Annotated in this window: 4 protein-coding genes; all 4 read left to right on the forward strand. The window is 75.5% G+C overall.

All coding sequences use genetic code 11. The annotated features are described in order from the left end of the window. Positions 1 to 39 precede the first annotated feature (39 nt). From G5C65_RS31335 to G5C65_RS31350, 4 genes are read left to right on the forward strand one after another with little or no spacing between them, the layout of a single operon-like run. Entirely contained in the window at positions 40 to 1,251 is a 1,212-nt protein-coding gene (locus tag G5C65_RS31335; protein ID WP_420903380.1) for an ABC transporter substrate-binding protein, read from the forward strand. Further along, a complete protein-coding gene (locus G5C65_RS31340) occupies positions 1,251 to 3,209 on the forward strand; it encodes an ABC transporter permease subunit (RefSeq protein ID WP_165302427.1) in 1,959 nt (652 codons plus the stop codon). Before G5C65_RS31335 ends, G5C65_RS31340 begins: the two co-directional genes overlap by 1 nt. Beyond that, positions 3,206 to 3,922: an ABC transporter ATP-binding protein gene (locus G5C65_RS31345; RefSeq protein WP_165302428.1), complete on the forward strand. Its 717-nt coding sequence runs from the start codon at positions 3,206 to 3,208 to the stop codon at positions 3,920 to 3,922. The genes G5C65_RS31340 and G5C65_RS31345 overlap by 4 nt, the downstream gene beginning before the upstream one ends. Then, positions 3,922 to 4,620, forward strand: coding sequence for an ABC transporter ATP-binding protein (locus tag G5C65_RS31350; protein WP_165302429.1), 699 nt, complete (start codon positions 3,922 to 3,924; stop codon positions 4,618 to 4,620). Before G5C65_RS31345 ends, G5C65_RS31350 begins: the two co-directional genes overlap by 1 nt. Positions 4,621 to 4,782 lie beyond the last annotated feature (162 nt).

Genomic DNA, 4,782 nt, shown 5'->3' on the forward strand with positions numbered 1-4,782 from the left:
CCCCGGTGCCACGTCCCTACCCCCCGTTGGGAGATCCCCGTGACTGCGAACGCACGCCCGTTCCGCGCGAAACGCCCCGCCGGCGCCCTGCTGCTCGCCCTCGCCGTGACCGCCGTCGCGGGGTGCAGCGGCAGCGCCGCCTCCGGGAGCGGTGACGACAAGACCGTCAAGGTCGGCATGCTGGCCTCGGTGTCGGGCACCTACGAGTCGGTCGGCAAGGACATGCGGGACGGCTTCACGCTCTATCTGGACACCCACGACGGCAAGCTGGGCGGCCGGAAGGCCGAGTTCACCGTCGCCGACGAGGGCGACGGCGCACCGACCGCCGTACCGGCCGCGAACAAGCTCATCAAGAAGGACCGGGTCGACGTGGTGGCGGGCATCGTCGGCGGCGGCTCGTTCGCCGCCGTCCAGCCGATCGTCACCAAGAGCAAGACGCCGCTGCTGGCCACCGGAGGCCGGCCCACCAAGACCGACGTCGACTACATCTGGACCACCAGCTTCCTGTCCGAGGAGCCCGGCGAGGCCATCGCCACGTACGTCAAGAACAAGGTCGACGGGCCCGTCTACGCGATCGGCCCGGACTACCAGGGCGGCCACGACGAGATGCGCGGCTTCACCGAGGCGTTCGACAAGGCGGGCGGCGAGCTGGCCAACCCGAACGGCAAGACCCGGTGGACGCCGTTCCCCAAGACGACCAACTTCACGCCGTACTTCAACGACATCGCCAAGACCGGGGCGAAGGCGGTCTACTGCTTCTACGCGGGCAAGGCGGCCATCGACTTCGTCAAGCAGTACCGGCAGTCCGACGTGGCCGACCTGCCGCTGTACTCGGCCGGGTTCCTCACCGAGGGCGGGACGCTGCCCGCGCAGGGCAAGGCCGCCAGGGACATCTACTCGGTGCTCAACTACGCGGCCGACCTCGACAACGAGACCAACCGCGCGTTCGTCGCCGACTGGACGGCCAAGCACGACACCCCGCCCACCACTTACGCCATGTCCGGCTACGACGCCGCCGCCGTCCTCGACAAGGCCGTCTCCGACGCGGGCCGGGACGGCGGGAAGGTCACCTCCGAGAGCATCAACGAGGCCATCGGCAAGCTCGGCCAGATCGACAGCCCGCGCGGCGCCTGGGAGTTCAGCAAGCGCACCCACTCCCCGGTGCAGAAGTGGTATCTGCGGCAGGTGCGTCCGGACGGCAAACAGCTGGCGAACGTCATGGTGCAGGACCTGGCGACGCTCGGCCGCTGATGGGCGTGGACGGGTTCCTCTCGGACCAGATCGTCCCGGCCGTGGACGGCGTCGCCTACGGCCTGCTGCTGTTCGTCGTCGCCGCCGGGCTCAGTCTGGCGTTCGGCACCGCCGGAGTGCTGAACCTGGCGCACGGCACGCTGTACGCCATCGGCGCCTACACCGGAGCCGAGCTGAGCGACGGCACCTGGGGCGGGCTGGCGGCCGGCCTGCTGGCCGGGACGGCGGCGGCGGGCGCGGCGGGCGCCCTGCTGGCGGCCGCCACCGAGCCGCTCTCGCAGCGCGGCCACCTCGCCCAGGCCCTGCTGACCTTCGGCCTGGCCCTGGCCGGCGGCAATCTGCTGATCTCCGTCTTCGGCTCCGACGAGCTGCCGGTGCGCGTCCCGGGCGCGCTGGACGCCTCGGTCTCGCTGCTGGGCCACCGCTACCCGGCGTACCGCCTGGTCTTCATCGGGATGGCCGTGCTGCTGGCGGCGGCCGGCACCTGGGTGCTGGGGCGTACCCGGGCGGGCGCCGCGGTCCGCGCCGCGGCCGACGACCCCCAGATGCTCGCGGCGACGGGCGTCAGCCCGCGCGCCGTGCACACCGGCGTCCTGGCGGCGGCCGGGGCGCTGGCGGGCGCGGCGGGGGTGCTGGGCGCCCCCATCATCGGGCCCGGTCCCGGCACGTCGCAGAGCGTGCTGATGCTGTCCCTGGTCGTCGTCGTGCTGGGCGGGCTCCGCTCGCTGTGGGGCACGCTGCTGGCGGCGGTGGCGGTCGGCCAGGTCCAGACGCTGGGGGTGTCCCTGGCCCCGGACTGGGCCCCGTATCTGCTGTTCGCCGCGATGGCGGCGGCGCTGATCCTGCGTCCCGCGAGCGGCGCGGGAGGCGGCTCGGCGGCGGCCGCGCCGCAGGAGGCGCCCGGCGGCGCACCCCCGGTGCCCCTGGCACGCCCGGCACCCGCGGCATCCTCGGGCGCGCCCCGCGGGGCGGCCGTACGGGCCGTGCGCGGTCTCGGGCCCCTCCTCGCGCTGCTGGCCGTCCTGGCGGCCGCCCCCTGGCTGGTGGACACCTACGCGATCTCCCTCGCCGGCTACGCGCTCGCCCTCGGCCTGGTCGCCGTCAGCTCGACGGTGCTGATGGGCTACGCGGGGCTGCCCGTGCTCGGCCAGACGGCCCCGTTCGCCGTCGGCGCGTATGTCACCGCGCTGGCCGCCGAGCACGGCGTCACGGCGCTCGGCCCCGCCCAGCTCCTCCTCGCGGCCCTCGCTGCGGCGCTCTTCTCGCTGCTCACCGGCCCCGCCGTGATCCGGGCCCGGGGCACCACCGTACTGATGATCACCCTGGCGATCGGCGAGCTGACGAGCACCGCCATCGGCCAGATGCGGTCCGTGACGGGCGGCACCGACGGGCTCTACGGCTTCCCCGCGACGGTCCCGCTGTGGGGCGCGGACGCGCTGGACGACGAGCTGTCCGGCTACGGCTACATCCTCGCCGCGTCCGCCGCCGTGCTCGTCGTCACGGTGCTGGTGCTGCGCTCCCCGGCAGGCCGGCTGCTGACCGGTACGCGCAGCGCGGAGGAGCGGATGCGGGCCAGCGGCCACCCGGTGTCCCGCTATCTGCTGCTGGCCTACACCGGCGCCGGAGCGCTCGCCGGAGTGGGCGGCTCGCTGCTGATCGCCGCGCAGCAGTACGTCTCCCCCGCCGACGTCGGCTTCGAGATCGCGGCGCTGGCGATGCTGGCCGCCGTCATCGGCGGCACCACCTCCGTCGTCGGCACGCTGCTCGGCGTCGGCCTGATCGTGGGCACCCGGGACTGGCTGGCGAGCGCCTGGCCGGGCCACGGACCGCTGCTGCTGGGCGGCCTGTTCGTGACGGCGGTGTACGTGCTGCCGCGCGGGCTGGCGGGCGTCCGGCTGCCGGCCCGGGTGCCGGTCCGGGTGCCGTGGCGGCGCGCGCGGACGGAGGCGTCCCGTTGACCGAACACCGACTGCTCCTGGACGGCCTCACCCGGCGCTACGGCAGCCTCACCGCGCTCGACGGCGTCGGACTGCGGCTGGCGGCCGGCGCCCGGCACGCCGTCATCGGCCCCAACGGCGCGGGCAAGACCACCCTCCTCAGCCTGATCGCCGGTACGGAGCGCCCCAGCGCGGGGCGCGTCGTGCTGGACGGCCGCGACCTCACCCGTATCGCACCGGCGCGGCGGGCCCGGCTGGGCATCGCGCGCAGCTTCCAGCAGCCCGCGGTCATCGGCGAGTTGACGGTGCTGGACAACGCCGTGCTCGCCGGGTGGCGGCACGGGCGGGGGCGCCGCGAGCGGGCCCGCGCCGCCGCCGAACGGCTGGAGGCCGTGGGGCTGGCGGACGCGGCGCACCGCCCCGCCGCCGGGCTCTCGCACGGGCAGCGCAGGCTGCTGGACCTGGCGGCGGCGCTGGCCGGGCAGCCGCGGGTGCTGCTGCTCGACGAGCCGGCCGCCGGGCTGACCGACCGGGACGTCGCCCGGCTGCTGGACGTGCTGGCCGCGCTGCCACGGGATGTGGCAGTGCTGCTGGTCGAGCACCACACGGAGGTCGTCGCCCAGTTCGCGGACACCGTCACCGTGCTGCAGGACGGCACGCCGCTGGTGACGGCCCCCACGCAGGAGGCGCTCCGGCACGAGGCCGTGCGCGCCGCGTACCTGGGGGCGACCTGATGCTCGAACTGGACGGGCTGACCGCCGGATACCACGGCGGCACCGTGCTGCACGGGCTCGACCTGGAGGTGGCGGCGGGCGCGGTGCACGCCGTGGTCGGCCACAACGGCGCGGGCAAGACCACCCTCGTCCACACCGTCGCGGGCCTGCTGCGCCCCTCGGCGGGCACGGTGCGCCTGGACGGCGGGGACATCACGGGCCGCCCCGCACACCGGGCGGCCCGCGCGGGGATCGGCCTCGTCCCGCAGGGCCGCCGGGTGTTCGCGGGCCTGACGGTGGCCGAGCATCTGCGGCTCAGCCACCGGAAGGGGAGCGCCTGGACGCCGCAGCGGGTGCTGGAGCTGCTGCCGAGGCTGGCCGAGCGGAGGGGCAGCCGGGGCGGTGACCTCTCCGGCGGGGAGCAGCAGATGCTGGCCCTGGCGCGGGCGCTGCTGCCGGGGCCGCGGGTACTGCTGCTGGACGAGCCGACCGAGGGGCTGGCACCGGCGCTGGCCCGCCGCGTGCACGAGCTGACGCGGACTCTGGCGGGGGAGGGGGTCGCCGCGCTGCTGGTGTCGCCCAGTCCGCTGCTGGCCGTCGACTGCGCGGACGCGGTGACCGTGCTGACGTCCGGCCGGGTGACCGCCCGCTTTTCGGGCTCCGCCCTCCGCGACGACCCGGCCCCCTTGCACGAGGCCCTGTCCCTGACCGGACCCTAGTGCCGTGTCCGGCGGATCGTGCTGGGCAGGGGCGGCCCCTGCTCGAGCGAAGCCGAGAGCTTGGGGGAGGTTGCTCGCGCAGTTCCCCGCGCCCCTGGCGGGGCGCGCCCTGGCGCCCCGCCAGGGGCGCTTCAGGGGCGCGGGGAACTGCGCGACCGGCCA

Source organism: Streptomyces boncukensis (assembly GCF_011045075.1).
In the GTDB taxonomy this organism is placed as follows: Bacteria; Actinomycetota; Actinomycetes; order Streptomycetales; family Streptomycetaceae; genus Streptomyces; species Streptomyces boncukensis.